An 18,168-nucleotide genomic window follows, 5' to 3' on the forward strand; every position below is an offset into this window, starting at 1 on the left:
TATAACAACCTGTTGTACCATTTTCACTTCTTACATAGTAAGTAGCAGTTGCAGCAGGACTTACGGTTGATGAAATAGCTCCAGTATCATTGTCGGCATCTGCTTGTGATGTATGATATGTTAGAGTTCCACTACCAGAGGCAATGGAAGCTAAGTCAAAAGAATTACCAATACAAATAGATTGACCAGCTCCAGCATTTACAGAAGGGAGTGGGTCAATAGAAATTAAAATGGTATCGGTATCGTAACATCCAGTTGCTAGTTCACTTCTTACAAAATAAGTTGTAGCTGAAGCAGGACTTACAGAGGGAGAAATAGCTCCTGTGTCATTATCAGCATTGGCTTGAGATGCATGAAATGTAACGGTAGTCCCATTAGTTGTTACTAAAGTATTTAAATCAATACTGGTTTGACTAGTAGCACAGACTGAACCATCAATAGTGCTTAAAGTAGGCAATGGATTTATAGAAATTAAAATGGTATCGGTATCGTAACATCCAGTTGCTAGTTCACTTCTTACAAAATAAGTTGTAGCTGAAGCAGGACTTACAGAGGGAGGAATAGCTCCTGTGTCATTATCAGCATTGGCTTGAGATGCATGGAATGTAACAGTAGTCCCATTAGTTGTTACCAAAGTATTTAAATCAATACTGGTTTGACTAGTAGCACAGACTGAACCGTTTGATGTGCTTAGGGTAGGTAAAGGAGTTACCGTAATCTGCACGCTATCTGTATTATAACAACCTGTTGTACCATTTTCACTTCTTACATAGTAAGTAGCAGTTGCAGCAGGACTTACGGTTGATGAAATAGCTCCAGTATCATTATCGGCATCTGCTTGTGATGTATGATATGTTAGAGTTCCACTACCAGAGGCAATGGAAGCTAAGTCAAAAGAATTTCCAATACAAATAGATTGACCAACTCCAGCATTTACAGAAGGGAGTGGGTCAATAGAAATTAAAATGGTATCGGTATTGTAACATCCAGTTGCTAGTTCACTTCTTACAAAATAAGTTGTAGCTGAAGCAGGACTTACAGAGGGAGGAATAGCTCCTGTGTCATTATCAGCATTGGCTTGAGATGCATGGAATGTAACGGTAGTCCCATTAGTTGTTACTAAAGTATTTAAATCAATACTGGTTTGACTAGTAGCACAGACTGAACCATCAACAGTACTTAGAGTAGGGAGTGGGTTCACTGATATATCAATTTGAGGACTTATTGCTTGTGCTGGAGAAGGACAATTTACTTCAGCAGAAGGTGTTATTTGTAATTGTACAAAATCATTATCATTTAATGATGATGTTGTATAAGTAGCAGTTGTTACTCCAGTTGAAACACCATTAACAAACCAAAGATATGAGGGCGATAGTCCACCATTAAATATTAAATCTTCAGAAAACGTTATAGAATCACCAGCACAAATAGTAGTAGCTGTAGATTGTATAGTAACAGAAGGTACAACGGAAGGATTAACCGTCATGATAACCTGATTGCTTGTTACATCGCAAGCAAAAAGATTCGATGTCATGATAACAGTAACCACATCACCATTTCCATAAGGCGGTATTGATGGAGGACTATTATAAGAGTAAGAAAATGTACTACTGTTAGTTCCAACATTAACGCCATTAACTTGCCATTGGTAAGTAGGTGTTCCTCCATTTGTAGGAACAGCGGTAAACGTCGCAGAATCTCCTTCGCAAATAGTTGTATTTGGAGTAGATATGCTAACCGAGGCACTAGTACTATTATCTGTTATTGTAACGGTTGCTGTACAAGTGCTTGGATTACTTGGGTCATCTGAATCAGTAACTGTTAAAACTACTGAATTTATACCAATATTTGAGCAATCAAAATCTGTTATATCGGTATCAAAAGATAGTGTTCCTGCACCAGTACTTCCATTATTAACCGCATCTTCAGCGATAGATATATTTCCAGAAGAGTCTAAAGAAACAGTTATGTCTTGACAATTTGCTGTAGGAGGAACAAAGTTTGATGTTGATTCATTTATGTTATTGGCTAGAAAATTATTACTCAATTTAGCATAATCAGAAATAGCTCCGTAATAAAAAGTATTTGTAGGTGTTGTCGTTGAAGATATTCTACTTACATAATCATTATTAGCATGTAGGTTGATGCTAAAAGACCATAGGCATATAAGGAGAACAATTTTTTGAATGTAATTTTTCTTCATAAATAGTTAATTTTAGGGCGTTGCACTAACTAATAATAACTACTGCTAGATATTGATTTATCTAGTAATAGTAAGTATTTTGGTTCAAAGTGCTATTAACCAATTTAATGAGGGAAAGTGTAAAATTATTACTACGGTCTACATATAGCAAATATACTCGTTGAAATACGCTTTTATTCTATAGTAGGTCGTTGAAACATTTCATTTTTGATTAATCAATATTAATTTGTTATAAAACAGTTAGTTAGCATACAAACCTAGCTTAAAAGAATAAATTATTTTTAAAGCTTAGTTTATAGGGAACCAATATAAGATAAAAAATCATAAAACATCTACGAAAAGCAAAAAAAATCGATGAAAGGTAATTTTATGTATTTCAAAAATTAATCTATTTTGTCAGTAATTATTACCATGGCTGCCTTTTATGTGTTAAAAATAGTTTAAAACAAAGACTTAATATATAATTAAAAAACCTTAAAGTTAGAAATGTAAAATCAAATATTGGATGAAAACAGGAAATTAGTTTTAATTCCTTATCTCTTAATTACTTTCCTAGTCGCTTTTCCTTTTATGGTACTAACCTCTAAAAGATAAATTCCTGATTTAAGTTCAGATAAATCGACACTTGGTAATTTGATGCTTTTTTGTAATAATTGTCCAGTAATATTATACAAATTCATGTTAGTGATTGCATTGGAAGAACCTGTGTCAATAGTAATGATATCTTTAGTAGGATTGGGAGATATGGACAATTTAAAAGCATTAAAATCATTAACTCCTAATACTTCAGATCCAACAATATTCATAACATACCTGTTATTTGAGAAACCAAGGTTAGTTAAAGTTGTTGGTTTATTAGCAAAACAAACAGGGGCTTGTAAATAACTATGATCATTCTCCAAACCAGAATTAAATCCAGGAAGGAAATCTTCCGTAGTATCAGTTGATCCAAGACCATCTCCGTTTTCGGCAGCAAATATTTCAAAAGCAATGATAGAACCTGTAGGTATATTAACAGACAAAGCTACACTTATTAGTTTATTATTGTCGCCTGATGAGCATATATATGAGGTACTTGCTATAGGTGCGCCAAATGAAGCTGTAAATAAATCGTCAGTATCTACAGTATATATATTCAATGTCAATTCTTTGCCATCACGTGCCTTACCTTGACCAAACTCTAATGAGCTTATTTCAAAGTCTCCTGAAATGCCAAAATCTGAAAGTTTATAAACCCTATAAAAAGAGTTGTCGACATAATCTTTTTCAATAACCTTGGTACATGCTATTCCCGTGGTATTAATAGTTATAGGATCTGCAGATTGTGTTAAAGTAGTTTGAGCAAATAAATTAATACCAATAATTAATGCTAGGGTGTTTAATAAGTAATTTTTATTCATAAGTTCTTAGGTTAAATTTTATATTGCAAATATATAATTTTAATGTATTTGTTTCTAACCGTTTATAGCTTTGAACCTACATTTAATCTAAAAAACATGTTTTTTATTAAGTTAACATACTATAGTTTTTGGTAAATAAGTATTTATTTTTCAATTAGATAAAAAACATTTCTTAAAAAGAAAAGTATTTTTATCTAATTTCTATTTGGTACAATACTTGATTTTAAACTTTTATGAAACATATCTACATTTTTATAGTTATCACTTTTTTTCAACTAAATCTTATAGCTCAAAAAGAGTTTCATGTATTTCCGAAGAATGATAAAAATAATCATGGTAAATCAATAGGTACTGGGAGCTTCGGGAATCCTTGGGATTTGCAAACCGCACTAAATCAAAAATCTCAAACCGTAAATGGAGGTGCTATTATCTGGCTGCATGAAGGGGTTTATAATGGGCGTTTTATTAGTACATTAAAAAGTACGATTGCTAATAAGTATATTACTGTTTCTGCATTTAAAAAAGATAAAGTAATATTAAACGGGAATGTAGTTTCAAACAAAAAGGCAGTATTGACCATTCAAGGAAACAATGTAATTTTTAAAGACTTTGAAATTACATGGTTAGGTGAATTTTCTAGAATAAAAGGAAAAGGTGATTTTCAAAAAGTTAACGGTATTACGCATACTAAAGGTGGTTCAGATTGTAAATTAATTAATCTAGTAATATATAATAATCCTGGAGGGGGAATAGGCTCTTGGAGGCAAACCAATGGTAGTTTAATTTCTCATTGTATTATTTATAATAATGGTTTTGTAGATGAAAAGGGAAAAGCTTTTGGAGCAGGAATGTATGTGCAGAATGAAGGGGATAAAACACGTTTAATAAAAAATAACATCATATTTAATAATTATTACAAGGGTGTTGAAATATGGTCTGCAAATAGAAAAGCAAATAAAGATTATGTAAAAAACATAACTCTAGATAATAATGTAATATTTAATAGTGGTTTACCGTCTGGTCACAGAACAGTAGATAATATAATTCTAGCTACAGACGATAGAAATGGAATAAATATTGCTAAGAATATTGATATTAAAAATAATATACTTTATCATAATACTGATTATAATAGGAATCAAGTAAATGGGGATGCTGCTTCATTGACTATTGGTTTTCATGCGAATGCACCAGTAGAAAATATAAGTATTCACAATAATACTATACTCGGAAGAAATAATGCGTTAAGAATTTTGCAAGCAAATTCATTGAGTTTTAAAAAAAATAGAGTTTACAGTGGGTATGTGTTTTTAAACTCTACATTGTTTAAAAATTATGACCCTTCAAAATGGATATTTAATGATAATATGTATTATACAAAAAAGAATAAGTCCTTTAGGGTAGATAAAAAAAACAGTTATAATCTTGAAGAATGGAAATCTAAATTCAATTTTGATACCAATAGCAGATGGCAACATATTAAATCATTTGGATTGAATAATGTTTTAGATATCACCCAAAATGAATACAAACCAAACTTATTTAGAGTGACTCTTTTTAGTAAAGAAGGAAAGGATGTTAAAGTAGATTTCTCTAGTTTTAAACTTAATGAAGGTCTTAGCTATAAAATTATAGATATTGAAAATAGAAAAGAAGTTTTAAAAACTGGACTACTTGATAAATCTATTCAAATTAACTTCCCTATGAATAATTTAGTGTTTGAAAAACCACTTCATAATGATCGCGCTCAAAAAACCTTAAGTAATTTTGGTGTTTTTATAGTTGAATTTGATAAAGTTGAAGAGCCAAAACGCAAATCATTTTTTGGACGCCTATTTAAAAGATTATTTTAGTTTTGTCGTTGCACGACCTCATAAACCTGATTCTCATCACATTTCAAGGTTTTGCTAGGGTATTTAAGTAGTAACGCATAATCATGAGTAGCCATTAATATGGTATTACCATTTTTATTTATGTCTTGCAAAACTTCCATAACTTCAACACTAGTTTGTGGATCTAGGTTTCCGGTAGGTTCATCCGCAAGAATAAGCTCGGGGTTATTTAGTAAGGCTCTTGCAATGGCAACACGTTGTTGCTCGCCACCAGAAAGTTCATGTGGGAATTTAAATCCTTTGGTTTTCATGTCAACCTTGGCAAGAACTTCTTCAACTCTGGCATTCATTTCGTTATTGTTTTTCCAGCCAGTTGCTTTTAAAACAAATAATAAATTGTCATTTATGGTTCTATCGTTTAATAACTTGAAATCTTGAAATACAACACCTAACTTTCTTCTAAGAAATGGAATATCTTTCTCCTTAAGAGTCTTTAAATTATAATCTACAATATTACCATCGCCTTTGGTTAGAGGCAAATCGCCATAAAGTGTTTTCATGAAACTACTTTTACCAGTTCCCGTTTTTCCTATTAAGTATACAAACTCTCCTTTATTAATTTCAACATTCACATTTGAAAGTACTAAACTGTCACCTTGAAAAATAGAAGCATTTTTTAATTCTAAAATAGGATTTGGCATAAAATAAATGATATTTTTTAAAGCGTTGTAAAAGTATTATTTAAAAGTTGAAAGTAAAAACTAAACGTAAAAAGTTTGAAGCAAGTATTACATCAATTTATTAATTGGACTACCTACGAATGTATTTTTTAACTTTTAACAACTCGGTTTATAATTATGGCACGATTATTACGTTATAAGATTCATATTAAATTATCTTTGATTTTAAAATAAAAAACGAATCGTTAATGACTTTAAAAAATATTGTAACGCTAGTGTTCGTTATAGCTTTTAGTTTTCAAGTTTGGGCACAACAATCTGCAGCGTATACCAGTAATTTAGTTGACTATCAAAAGGCCTTATCATTATATAATAATCAGCAATATCTCGCAGCACAGTCTTTATTTGGTACTATAAAGAAAACAGCAAAAGAAGAGGTTTTACAATCGGATTGCGCTTATTACATCGCTAATTGTGCTGTACGTTTAAATCAGCAAAATGCCGATGGTTTAGTTGAAGATTTTGTAAAAGATTATCCTACCAGTACAAAACGGAACACTGCTTTTGTTGATGTAGGCGATTATTATTTTGAGAATTCAAAGTACGCCCATGCTAAAAAATGGTATGATAAAGTAAATGAAAGTGCTTTAGCAAGAAGCGAAAAAGAAAAATTCAATTTCAATAATGGTTATTCGGCATTTGCAACCAAAAACTATAAAGAAGCAAAAAAATATTTAACTCGTGTTGAGAATTCTCAAGAGTATGGTTCACAGGCTAAATATTATATTGGATTTATGGCTTATGAAGGAGACGATTACGATAAAGCAAACGAGTATTTCGATCAAGTAAGTGACCAAGAGCGTTATCAAGAAAAGCTGTCTTATTACCAAGCCGATTTAAACTTCAAATTAGGTAATTTTGAAAAGGCAATCGAACTTGCTAAGGAGCGATTAGAGACAGGTGATGAAAACGAAGTTTCAGAACTCTCAAAAATTATTGGAGAAAGTTATTTTAATTTAGAGCAGTATCAAGAAGCTATTCCTTATTTAAAGGAATATAAAGGAAAGAGAGGACGATGGAATAACACCGATTATTACCAATTAGGATACGCCTATTATAAACAGAAAGATTACGAAAACGCCATTTCAGAATTTAATAAAATTGTAGATGGAAGAAATTCTATCGCTCAAAATGCCTATTATCATTTAGGTGAGAGCTATATTAATTTAGGTAAGAAGCAAGAGGCATTAAATGCTTTTAAAAATGCTTCAGAAATGGATTTCGATTTAAAAATTCAAGAAGATGCTTGGTTAAACTATGCTAAAATTAGTTACGAAATTGGTAATCCTTATCAGTCAGCCCCTCAAGTGTTAGCTGGATATTTAAATAAATACCCAAATACACCTTATAAAGAAGAAATAGAGACGCTTTTAATAGACTCATATATTACGTCTAAAAATTATAAAGAAGCCTTAAAGCTACTTGAAGGAAAGAAAAATTTCGAAAATAAAGTTGCTTACCAAAAAGTAGCATTTTACAGAGGTATTGAGTTGTATAATGAAACGCAATACCAAGAAGCTCGTTTGCTTTTTGATGAATCTTTAAAAGAACCAAGAGATCCAGAATATACAGCAAGAGCTACTTTTTGGAAAGCAGAAGCAGATTATAATTTAACTAATTATGATGATGCTTTAATTGGGTTTAAGCAGTTTCAGCAGCAAACGCAATCGGCTTCTACACCAGAAATTGAAAACATAGACTATAATTTAGCCTATACTTATTTCAAACAAAAAAATTATCCGAGCGCCACAGAGTATTTTAATCAATTTATAGCCAATAAAAAAGAAGATAAAGTGCGCCTTAATGATGCCTATTTACGTTTAGGAGATGGTCATTTTGTTTCAAGTCAATATAATGATGCTATTAATGCTTATGAAAATGCGATTGATTTAAATGAAATAGAATCAGATTATCCATTTTTCCAAAAAGCGATAAGTATTGGTTATACAGGAAAGTCTTCAAAAAAAATATCTGAATTAGAAACTTTTATTAAATCGTATCCTAAATCTAAATTGCGCGATGATGCCATGTATGAATTAGGAAATTCATATGTAAAAGCTAACGAAACAGATAAAGCCATGGCTGTTTACAATCGTTTAAGTAGCGAATACCGTATGAGTTCATTTGTGCCTAAGGCATTGCTGCGACAAGGTTTGGTCTATTATAATGGAAGTCAAAATGAACAGGCTTTAACCAAGTTTAAGAAAGTTGCTGAGGATTATCCAGGTACACCAGAGGCTGTACAAGCAGTTTCTACTGCGAGACTAATTTATATTGATTTAGGTCGTGTTGACGATTATGCTTCTTGGGTTCGAACATTAGACTATGTAGAAGTTACCGATGCCGATTTAGACAATGCCACTTACGAAGCAGCCGAAAAACAATATTTAGATAATAATACAGAAAAAGCTATTAAACAGTTTAATGGTTATTTAAATGAATTCTCAAATGGTATTCACGCACTGCAAGCTCATTTTTATTTAGCACAATTATATTATAAAAAAGATTTAACGGCAAATGCGGCACCTCATTATAAGTATGTTGTTGATGCTTCACAAAGTGAATATACCGAAGAAGCATTATCGCGATTATCCCAGTTTCATTTAGAGAATAAAGACTGGAATCAAGCAATACCTTTATTGCTGAGATTAGAAGAAGAAGCAAACTTTCCTCAAAATGTGGTATTTGCACAATCTAACTTGATGAAAGCAAATTATCAATTAGAAAATTATAATGATGCTGTTTCTTATGCAGAAAAAGTATTAACCAATTCTAAAATTGATAATAAAATTAAAAGTGATGCCTATATAATTATTGCACGTTCTGCAATTAAAACAGGTGATGAGGATAAAGCTAAAACAGCTTATGCTAAGGTTGAAAATGTTGCATCTGGAGAAATGGCAGCCGAAGCTTTATATTATAATGCGTATTTCAAAAATAAAGAAGGTAAGCATGAAGCATCAAATAAAGCGGTGCAAAAGTTAGCTAAAGATTTTTCTGGATATAAATATTACAGTGCGAAAGGTTTGGTACTTATGGCTAAAAACTATGATGCCTTAGGAGATGCTTTTCAAGCTACCTATATTCTAGAAAGCGTTATTGAAAACTTTAAAGAGTTTGATGATGTTGTGCAGGAGGCTAAACAAGAATTAAGTAGAATAAAAGCTAAAGAAGCTAAAACAAATTCATCAATTCAACCAGAAGATTAGTAATTTAATTGTCATGCTTAGCGAGCCTGCACTGGGTGCAGTCGATGTGAAGCATCTCATAAATCATTAAAAAATTAAATATGCGAAAGCACATAAAAAATATAATTATAGTAGCCGTTTTATTTAGTACCGCATTTGTTTTTTCACAACAAAGAGAAAATGATACAATAAATACGGGTGTAATAGATGTTGTAAAACCATATACACCATCAATATCAGACGCTTTTAAAGTGAAAGAAATTCCTTCTTTGGATGATGAGGTTACAGATTCCAAACAAGAAGTAAAGTACAATATTTTTTCATTTCCAGTGGCATCTACTTTTACTCCAGCAAAAGGAAATGCAGCAATTGTAGAGAAGGCTAAACCCACTAAATTGTATGATAATTATGCAACAATAGGTTTTGGTACGTATACCACTATTTTAGGAGAGGTTTATTTAAATCATGCCATTAGTAGAACAGAAAGTGTGGGCGGCTATATTAGCCACCATTCATCGCAAGGAGGTATAAAAGGTGTTCAATTTGATGACGATTTTTCAAATTCAAAAATCAATGTAAACTATGCGTCTAGGTTGCGTGATTTGTCATGGAATGTAGAAGGAGGTTTTCAAAGATTCACAAATAATTGGTATGGTGTGCCAGAGGCATTAACTTCTTTTGCACAAGGAGCAGATATTCAAACCGATCATTCTTTTTTTAGCGCGCATTTTGGTGGCGATATTACTTTTGAAGATACCTATATAAATTCAGGAAGTTTCTTTTTTAGACGCTTTGGAGATAATCAAGGTTCTGGAGAAAACAGGTTTATGGCGAATACTTTAATCGATATTCCAATAAATGGAGAAGAAGTATCGACTAAAATTACTTTTGATTACTTGAGCGGTACTTTCGATAGAAGTTACGATTCTATGAACGAATTAAATTATGGTAATTTCCAGATAGGAATAACACCAAGTTACCAAATAAAGGAAGATGATTTAACTGTTAATTTAGGCTTTTCTGCTTTCTATTTAAATGAAAAAGAAACAGGCGATAACAGGTTTTATGTATACCCTAATGTAACGGCAAGTTACCGTTTGGTTAACGATATTTTAATTGCTTATGGAGGTATTGAAGGTGGTTTAATACAGAATTCTTATCATGGGTTAGCAACTGAAAACCCTTTTGTGTCACCAACTTTGACTATTATGCCAACAGATCAGCAATACAATGCTTATATAGGATTAAAAGGAAAACTGTCTAGCAATATGAGCTATAATATTAGCGGAAGTTATTTAGCCGATAGAGATAAAGTGTTATTTAGAAGTAATACAACATTATTAGATTTTACAGAAGCCGAGAATTATCAATATGGAAATTCCTTCGGAATTGTGTACGATGATGTTGATACTTTTGGAGTTTCTGGTGAAATTAACGTTGATGTAAATAGAAATTTTAAGTTAGGGATTAAAGCAGAATATTTTAATTATTCAACTAATGATGAAGCAGAAGCGTGGAATTTACCAGATATAAAAGGTTCGTTATTTTTAGATTATCAAATTAATGAACATTGGTTTGCAGGCGCTAATTTGTTTTACGTAGGCGAGCGTAAAGATTTATTAAGTATTATTGATCCGCTTGAAGGATTTAGAGCCATGACGGTTGATTTAGATAGTTATTTTGATGCCAACGCTCATTTAGGGTATCATATAAATGACCAAATATCGGTGTTTGCAAAAGCAAATAATATAGCAAATGAAGCTTACCAAAAATGGATGGATTATCCAGTGCAAAGTATTCAATTTTTAGCGGGTGCTACTTTTAAGTTTGATTTTTAAGGTCATTACGAGGAGTAAAACGACGTGGTAATCTTTTAAATTTAAGTTCAGCTTTTATAAAAAAACTACTTTTCATTATTTCAATATTATTCTTGAATGTAAGCATTGCTCAAAGTGCTGTACAAGAATTAACCCTTTCTGATGCTGCGTTAGAATTAATCGAACAAAAAGTCACCTATGATCCAAGTTATTTTTCAATTGCTTATCCAAATGGTGATGTTCCACAAAATAAAGGTGTTTGTACTGATGTTGTTATTAGAGCTTACAGAAAACTTGGTCTTGATTTACAGAAGGAAGTTCATGAGGATATGAGAGCTAATTTTGGAGTATATCCAAAACTATGGGGATTGAAGACTACGGATAAAAATATTGACCATAGAAGAGTCCCTAATCTAATGTGCTATTTCAAAAGAAAAGGTGCTGAAAAACCAATAACCAAAGTTTCTCATGATTATTTACCTGGTGATATTGTTTGCTGGAATCTAGGAGGTGCTGTGACTCATATTGGCATTGTCGTTAATAGAAAATCGAAAGAAGGTTCACGAAATCTTATTGTTCACAATATTGGTTCAGGTCAAGTTATTGAAGATTGTTTGTTTAATTTTACAATAATTGGGCATTACAGACTTAACTCAATCTAGCCAAATAATCAAAATGCGCACCTTCCAAAACCAATTCACACTCCAACCCAACCGTTTCACAAGCTAGTTTTAAAGTTTCAAAATCTAAATAAAGCCACTTCATGGGGTTTTCTTTTTCACCTTTGTAAGACAAAAAATAATCGAGTTCACCATGGTAACTAGAGTTCATATCCATCCAATAACCGCCATCTTCATCTTCGTACATATATTTAATATCCGACGAATCAATAAGAATTTGTCCGTTTGGTTTCAGTAAACTTTTTAAATGCGATAAATATTTAGAAACTTGAGATACTTCTTGAAAAATACCCGTACCATTCATTAAAAGAAGCAGGGTGTCAAACGTTTCAACTTCATTTAAAATATCTTTGATTTCAGCATTTAAAACACCACGTTGCTTTACAACTTCAATAGCACCTTTCGAAATATCTATTGCTTTTACATTAAAGCCTTTTTCTTGTAAATACAAACTATGGCTTCCTGCACCGCAACCAACATCTAAAATTGTTCCTTTACTGAGTTTTAACGCTTTTTGTTCTAACGCAGGCATGCTTTTAAATTTTCGGAATAAATAGGGAAGAGGTAAAACATCATCATCTGAAATACTAGTTGAAGTAATAATATCTTCAGTATAGTTTCCATTTTGATAATCTAATAAAGCTTTTCCGAAAAGGTCTTTCAAAATTAATGTTGTTATGTCATGCTGAACCCTGTCGAAGCATCTTATTAATTTTAGATTCTTCACGTAGTTCAGAATGACAAGTTTGTTTATTTTTACACCATGCAAGACATAATTAAAAATCTTCCAAAGCAGGCCAAAGATAAGCATAACGAAAATAAAAAATTCTTCACTAAGCTTAAAAAGAAGCCACCTAAGAACCTAGATTATGTGATGCAAGAAATACATGAAGCCGAATTTAAACGTACCGATTGTTTAGACTGTGCTAACTGTTGCAAAACAACGGGGCCACTATTTACCGATAAAGATATAGACAGGATTTCTAAGCATTTTAGAATGAAGCCTCAGCAATTTATTAGCAATTATTTACGTCTGGATGAAGATAACGACTATGTGCTTCAAAGTGTTCCCTGTACTTTTTTAGGCACGGACAATTATTGCTCGATTTACGATGTACGTCCTAAAGCTTGTAGAGAGTTTCCGCACACGGATAGAAAAAAATTTCAGCAAATTTCTAATTTAACTTTAAAAAATGTTGCTATATGCCCTGCGGCTTTTAATATTGTAGAAGAAATGAAAAAAAGAATAAAATAGAGATGCTCAATTTTGCTAAACAATTTCTAGTGAAAATTAATTCACAAAAATAGCTTCTAGTTGATTCCCTAAATCAAAAATAGGTACTTGAGATAAATTAGTAAGAATAGAAATAACGATGCGTTCTTCTGGGTAAATTAGCAATAAAGTTGATGCACCAATACCACTACCAGAATGACTATATCTAGGAGTTTCCTTTTTAGTTTTATCTAAACTAAAACCAACACCATAATTAACAATCTCTCCAGATTTTAAAACTTGAGGCTTTAATAATTCTTGGAGTGTTTCTTTTGAAACTATTTTTGGAAATATTATTTCATTACCAAACCAGATTAAATCTTCTGAAGTGGATAGAAATCCGCCTCCTGCGACTTTAAATTCAATGTTTACTTCGGGACCAAGAACAACTTTGTTTGCTTTGTTTTTAATATAAAACTGAGTTCTATTAGGTAAAATAGAATCTGAATTATCAATGGTAGAAGCATTCATATTTAAGGGGTTAAAAATGATAGTTTTCACATAGGTGCTAAAACTAGTGTCTGCAACAGTTTGAATAACTTCGCTCAATAAATTATAACCATAAGTACTGTATTTATAATTGCTTAGTGGTTTGTAAAGAAGCGAATCTTCTTTAAAAATATTTAACCCTTCAGTAATAGATAGCTTTTTATTTAAATTGAATTCATTGCCTTTGTAATGTCGAATACCTGCTGTATGACCACCAATTTGCCGAATCGTAAAATTGTATTTCTTCTTTGGAAAATCTGGCAGATATTTATACAAACTGCTATCAAGGTGAACTTTACCTTTGTCAACTAGTGTTCCTAAAGCTATAGCTGTTATTGGTTTAGAAATACTTGCAATTCTAAATTTAGTGTTCTTAGTTACTTTGGAGTATGTTTTTAAATCTGAAAACCCAAAACTTTGAGACCAAATTAACGTACCATTTTTTGAAACAGCTATCGACATTCCTGGGATGTCATTCTTTTTAAGAAAAGCTAGGGCATAATCTGAAGCAGAAACAGGTTTTGGTTTAAAATTTTCACGAGGTGTTTTGCATGAAAAAAAGAAACAAACTAGAATAAAGGCTATAATTTGACTTTTCATGTATTTGAAAGCTTATTCATAAATTAAATATTTCTCCCTAATTTTTTTAAAATTCTCTAGGTCTTTTTCCCAAGTTTCTCTTATTTCTTCTTCCGTTAATCCTGCTTCTATTTGGCTTTTTAAAATAGCATTACCTGAATGGATATTCCAAGTAGATCCAAAAAAAGGTATCTCTTTTGGAGTTTTTTTATAAGCATCTAATACATACTTTAAAGTAAATCGGTTTAGTTTTGATTCATCTCTTAGATCTGTACCGTAACATTTCTCTCCTTTAAATCTAGGATGTTTTGCTCCTTCATTAGATTTGGGTGTAAAACTAAATTCACTTTTTGGAAAGAATGGCGCTCCATAACGTTGCATCTGACAATCTGTGCCACGCCCGACATTAATTGGTGTTCCTCTAAAAATATCTAAACTTGGGTATAAATTTATAGCCTTATCATTAGGTAAATTAGGGCTAGGTTTTATTGGTAAGCTATAGCTTAAACTATGATTGTAATTCTTCAATGAAATAACTTTAAGGTCGCATTCAAGACCATTATCGAGCCATTTTTCGCCATTAATCATTTGTGCATATTCGCCAATAGTCATACCATAAACAAGTGGTACTGGATGTAAGCCAACAAAACTTTTGAATTTAATATCTAAAACTGGGCCATCTATGTAATGACTATTAGGATTCGGTCTATCTAAAACTATTAAAGGAATATTATTTTCTGCACAGGCTTCCATAATATAATGCAGTGTTGAGAGATAAGTGTAAAAACGAACACCAACGTCTTGAATATCAAAAATTAAAATGTCTATATCTTTTAAATGCGCTGTTGAAGGTTTTTTAGTTTTTCCATGTAAAGATATAATTGGTAATCCAGTGTTTGAATCAAATTCATCGTTTAAATGTTCGCCTGCATCTCCAATACCTCTAAACCCATGTTCTGGTGCAAATACTTTTTTTACATCAATATTAAGTGAAATTAGTGAGTCTACTAGATGCGTAAATTTATTGTGAGTTTTAAAAATAACACTGGTTTGATTTGCAACAATACCAATGCGTTTCCCTTTTAATAAAGGTAGATATATTTCAGTTTGATTCGCACCAACAATTATTTTTTCATCACCTTTAACTTGTTTTAGGGTCTCGTTAGTTTTTAAAGTTTCTGTGCTTAGATTTTTGCTTTCAGTCTTTGCTGAATTTGCACAAGAAATCATTATTAAAACAGTCCCGATAATTATAGGGAAAACTGTATTTTTGAAAATATTAAACCGCATATTAAGTTTGAATTACGAGTATTTTATAGCTAAACGCATTATTGGTAGTAAAGCGTATAAAAGTAGTATTTCGGCACCAATAATAAAAATTGGTATCGCTGCAATTGTTATTGGTATAATTGTTATGATGATTGCCATAGCAACAGGTATTGGTTTACAGCAAAAAATACGTGACAAAGTTGTTGCTTTTAATGGACATGTAACGATTAGCAATTACGATAGTAACAATTCTCAAGAAACGATATATCCAATTTCTAAGAACCAAGAATTTTACCCAGAGTTTAAGTTGGTTGAAGGAATAAAGCATATTCAGGCTGTAGCTACCAAATTAGGAGTTATTCGTACTGAAACAGATTTTGAAGCTGCTATTTTAAAAGGAGTTGATGCAAATTATAATTGGGATTATTTTAAAGAATTTTTAATAGAAGGAAGACTTCCAGATTATTCAGCCAAACGAAATGAAGAAGTTTTAATATCTCAATATTTGGCTAACAGATTAGGATTTAAGTTGGATAGCAAGTTTCAAATGGTATTTGCTAAGAGCGACCTTGCTAAGTCCCCAAATATTATAACATATCATATCGTTGGTATATATAATTCTGGATTTCAGGATTTTGATTCTACTTATATTATTGGAGATTTAAGACATTTACAACGTATTAATAAATGGGAAAAAGACGAGATAGGCAATTTTGAAGTGTTTATAGACGATTTCGATAATATTGAAAGAAAGACGATTGAGATTTATCAAAATACACCATCATTATTAAATACTCAGGCTATTACAGATAAGTTCTACTCCATTTTTGAGTGGATTAAAATATTCGATAAAAACATATATGGTATCATTGGTATTATGATACTTGTAGCAGGAATAAATATGATAACAGCTTTACTTGTATTAATATTAGAGCGTACTCAAATGATTGGCATTTTAAAAGCTTTAGGAAGTAATAATTGGAGTGTACGCAAGTTGTTTTTATACAATGCTTCTTATTTAATTGTATTGGGCTTGTTTTGGGGTAACCTTATTGGTTTAGGGCTTTTGTTTGCTCAAAAATACTTTAAATTAATTCCACTAGACCCTAACGTTTATTACGTAACAGAAGCACCTGTATATATAAGTTTAAGTTATATAGTTGCATTAAATCTTGGTACATTAATATTATGCCTATTAATGTTACTATTGCCTTCGTATATTATAACCAAAATATCACCAGTTAAAGCTATAAGATTTGATTAAATATGGAATATGCAAATAACATACTTGAAACAATTGGAAATACACCGCTTGTTAAATTAAATAAGTTAACAAAGGATCTTCCATGTTTGGTTTTATCAAAATACGAGACTTTTAACCCTGGTAATTCTACTAAAGATAGAATGGCTTTAAAAATGATTGAAGATGCCGAAGCCGATGGACGATTAAAACCAGGAGGAACCATAATTGAAGGCACTTCTGGAAATACGGGAATGGGTTTAGCCTTAGCCGCTATAGTTAAAGGATACAAAATGGTTTGTGTTATTAGCGACAAGCAAAGTAAGGAGAAGATGGATATTTTGCGTGCTGTAGGTAGTAAAGTAATTGTTTGCCCAACTAACGTAGAGCCAGAAGACCCTAAATCTTATTACTCTACTTCAAAAAGACTTGCTGAGGAAACGCCAAATTCTTGGTATGTTAACCAGTATGATAATCCAAGTAATACTAAAGCGCATTACGAAAGCACAGGGCCAGAAATTTGGAAACAGACAGATGGAAAGGTTACACATTTTGTAGTTGGTGTAGGAACAGGAGGAACCATTTCTGGTGTAGGTAAATATTTAAAAGAGAAAAATCCTAATATAAAAGTTTGGGGTGTAGATACTTACGGAAGTGTTTTTAAGAAATACCACGAAACAGGAGTTTTCGATGAAAATGAAATCTACCCTTACATTACTGAAGGTATTGGCGAGGATATTTTACCAAAGAATGTAGATTTTAGTGTTATTGATGGTTTTACAAAAGTAACGGACAAAGATGCTGCTATTTATACACAAAAACTAGCGAAAGTAGAAGGTATGTTTCTTGGTAATTCTGCGGGAGCAGCTATTAAGGGATTACTACAATTAAAAGATCACTTTAAAAAAGACGATGTTGTAGTAGTGTTATTTCACGACCATGGGAGTCGTTATGTAGGTAAAATGTTTAATGATGATTGGATGCGTGAACGCGGATTTATTGATGATGAAATGACTTCTGCTGAAGATATTGTTTCAAATCATTCAGAACGACCATTGATTACTGTTAAAACTGAAGAATTGGTGTCTCACGCTATAGAGCGTATGAAGAAGTATAAAATCTCTCAGATACCTGTTGAAGATTCTAATGGTTTTGTTGGAGCAATTGATGAAGCTGATTTGTTGAGAAAGTATATTGAAAACAAGGATATTTCAGATTTACCAATAAAAGAGGTGATGCACAAACCGTTTCCTATTGTTGAAAAAAACATACCTATTGAAGCGATTTCTAAATTGATTCACAGAGATAATAACGCGGTTTTGGTAAAGTTAGATGACAACAATTATCAAATTATTACAAAGTACGATATTATTAGTGCTTTATAGAAATCACGTTAATATAACTTGAAACACAGCTTTTCTGAAACAAAGCGTATTGGGTTAAGATATTATAAAACCA

At 31.7% G+C, this 18,168-nt stretch carries 13 protein-coding genes; 7 read left to right on the forward strand and 6 right to left on the reverse strand.

The features are described from left to right. The coding region (locus tag Q0739_RS11720; protein WP_298238925.1) for a hypothetical protein at positions 1-2,203 on the reverse strand (2,203 nt) is incomplete at its 3' end. Between the two features lie 533 nt (positions 2,204-2,736). After that, positions 2,737-3,603, reverse strand: a complete 867-nt coding sequence (locus tag Q0739_RS11725; protein ID WP_298238926.1) for a T9SS type A sorting domain-containing protein — start codon at positions 3,601-3,603, stop codon at positions 2,737-2,739. Between the two features lie 233 nt (positions 3,604-3,836). On the opposite strand from Q0739_RS11725, the gene Q0739_RS11730 reads away from it, so the two are divergent. Then, entirely contained in the window at positions 3,837-5,456 is a 1,620-nt protein-coding gene (locus Q0739_RS11730) for a right-handed parallel beta-helix repeat-containing protein (protein WP_298238927.1), read from the forward strand. Here the strand turns inward: Q0739_RS11730 and Q0739_RS11735 are convergent. Further along, a complete protein-coding gene (locus Q0739_RS11735) occupies positions 5,453-6,136 on the reverse strand; it encodes an ATP-binding cassette domain-containing protein (protein WP_298238928.1) in 684 nt (227 codons plus the stop codon). The genes Q0739_RS11730 and Q0739_RS11735 overlap by 4 nt on opposite strands. A gap of 227 nt (positions 6,137-6,363) precedes the next feature. Here Q0739_RS11735 and Q0739_RS11740 point away from each other — a divergent pair, with 227 nt between their 5' ends. From Q0739_RS11740 to Q0739_RS11750, 3 genes are all read left to right on the forward strand, one after another. Then, the gene (locus tag Q0739_RS11740; RefSeq protein WP_298238929.1) at positions 6,364-9,384 is read left to right on the forward strand and encodes a tetratricopeptide repeat protein; all 3,021 of its coding nucleotides are present in this window, start codon (positions 6,364-6,366) and stop codon (positions 9,382-9,384) included. A gap of 80 nt (positions 9,385-9,464) precedes the next feature. Then, entirely contained in the window at positions 9,465-11,201 is a 1,737-nt protein-coding gene (locus Q0739_RS11745; protein WP_298238930.1) for a TonB-dependent receptor, read from the forward strand. A 92-nt stretch (positions 11,202-11,293) separates the two neighbouring features. After that, entirely contained in the window at positions 11,294-11,842 is a 549-nt protein-coding gene (locus tag Q0739_RS11750; RefSeq protein ID WP_298238931.1) for a DUF1287 domain-containing protein, read from the forward strand. Here Q0739_RS11750 and Q0739_RS11755 read toward each other — a convergent pair. Further along, complete coding sequence (locus Q0739_RS11755) at positions 11,829-12,524, reverse strand: methyltransferase domain-containing protein (protein WP_298238932.1); 696 nt, start codon at positions 12,522-12,524, stop codon at positions 11,829-11,831. The genes Q0739_RS11750 and Q0739_RS11755 overlap by 14 nt on opposite strands. Positions 12,525-12,623: 99 nt before the next feature. On the opposite strand from Q0739_RS11755, the gene Q0739_RS11760 reads away from it, so the two are divergent. After that, positions 12,624-13,115 (forward strand): YkgJ family cysteine cluster protein, encoded by a 492-nt coding sequence (locus tag Q0739_RS11760; RefSeq protein ID WP_298238933.1) that lies wholly within the window; start codon positions 12,624-12,626, stop codon positions 13,113-13,115. 36 nt (positions 13,116-13,151) lie between these two features. Here the strand turns inward: Q0739_RS11760 and Q0739_RS11765 are convergent, their stop codons facing one another. Next, positions 13,152-14,222 (reverse strand): serine hydrolase domain-containing protein, encoded by a 1,071-nt coding sequence (locus Q0739_RS11765; protein WP_298238934.1) that lies wholly within the window; start codon positions 14,220-14,222, stop codon positions 13,152-13,154. A 12-nt stretch (positions 14,223-14,234) separates the two neighbouring features. After that, positions 14,235-15,431: a DUF1343 domain-containing protein gene (locus tag Q0739_RS11770; RefSeq protein ID WP_298238935.1), complete on the reverse strand. Its 1,197-nt coding sequence runs from the start codon at positions 15,429-15,431 to the stop codon at positions 14,235-14,237. Positions 15,432-15,498: 67 nt separating this feature from the next. On the opposite strand from Q0739_RS11770, the gene Q0739_RS11775 reads away from it, so the two are divergent. Continuing rightward, positions 15,499-16,734: an FtsX-like permease family protein gene (locus Q0739_RS11775; protein ID WP_298239021.1), complete on the forward strand. Its 1,236-nt coding sequence runs from the start codon at positions 15,499-15,501 to the stop codon at positions 16,732-16,734. Between the two features lie 2 nt (positions 16,735-16,736). Further along, positions 16,737-18,095, forward strand: a complete 1,359-nt coding sequence (locus Q0739_RS11780; protein WP_298238936.1) for a pyridoxal-phosphate dependent enzyme — start codon at positions 16,737-16,739, stop codon at positions 18,093-18,095. Positions 18,096-18,168: the final 73 nt, after the last annotated feature.

The sequence above is a fragment of the uncultured Algibacter sp. genome (assembly GCF_947487605.1).
In the GTDB taxonomy this organism is placed as follows: Bacteria; Bacteroidota; Bacteroidia; order Flavobacteriales; family Flavobacteriaceae; genus Algibacter_D.